At 69.2% G+C, this 978-nt stretch carries 1 protein-coding gene; it reads left to right on the top strand.

The window, feature by feature from the left end:
- Window positions 1–978: ketol-acid reductoisomerase (gene ilvC, locus ACTWQH_RS32755; protein WP_443290454.1), on the top strand; the 978-nt coding region annotated here is incomplete at both ends.

The raw sequence follows: 978 nt of genomic DNA, 5'->3' as shown, positions 1-978 counted from the left end.
GCCGAGCTGTTCTACGACGACGACGCCGATCTGTCCATCATCCAGGGCCGCAAGGTCGCGGTCCTCGGCTACGGCAGCCAGGGACACGCCCACGCCCTGTCCCTGCGCGACTCGGGAGTCGACGTCCGCGTCGGCCTGAAGGAGGACTCGGCCTCCCGGGTGAAGGCCGAGGAGCAGGGCCTGCGTGTCACCACCCCCGCCGAGGCCGCGGCCGAGGCCGACGTGATCATGATCCTGGTCCCCGACCCGGTCCAGGGCCGGGTCTACGAGGAGTCCGTCCGCGCCCACCTCAAGCAGGGCGACGCGATCTTCTTCGGCCACGGCTTCAACATCCGCTTCGGCTTCGTCAAGCCCCCCGCCGGTGTCGACGTCTGCATGGTCGCCCCCAAGGGCCCCGGCCACCTGGTGCGCCGCCAGTACGAGGAGGGCCGCGGCGTGCCGTGCATCGCCGCCGTCGAGCAGGACGCCACGGGAGGCGCCTTCGCGCTCGCGCTCTCCTACGCCAAGGCCATCGGCGGCACCCGCGCCGGCGTCATCAAGACCACCTTCACCGAGGAGACCGAGACCGACCTCTTCGGCGAGCAGGCCGTGCTGTGCGGTGGCACCTCCGCCCTGGTCAAGGCCGGCTTCGAGACCCTGGTCGAGGCCGGGTACCAGCCGGAGATCGCGTACTTCGAGTGCCTCCACGAGCTGAAGCTGATCGTGGACCTGATGTACGAGGGCGGCCTGGAGAAGATGCGCTGGTCGATCTCCGAGACCGCCGAGTGGGGCGACTACGTCTCCGGTCCGCGGATCATCACCGACGCCACCAAGGCCGAGATGAAGAAGCTCCTGGCCGAGATCCAGGACGGCAGCTTCGCCCGCAACTGGATGGCCGAGTACAACGCCGGCCTGCCCCGCTACAACGAGTACAAGAAGGCCGACGGCGACCACCTCCTGGAGACCACCGGCAAGGAGCTGCGCAAGCTCATGAGCTGG

The sequence above is a fragment of the Streptomyces sp. 6N223 genome (assembly GCF_052246635.1).
GTDB lineage: Bacteria > Actinomycetota > Actinomycetes > Streptomycetales > Streptomycetaceae > Streptomyces.
The sequence above is the reverse complement of the archived record's forward strand: the minus strand, read 5'-3'. Positions and strand labels throughout refer to the sequence as shown.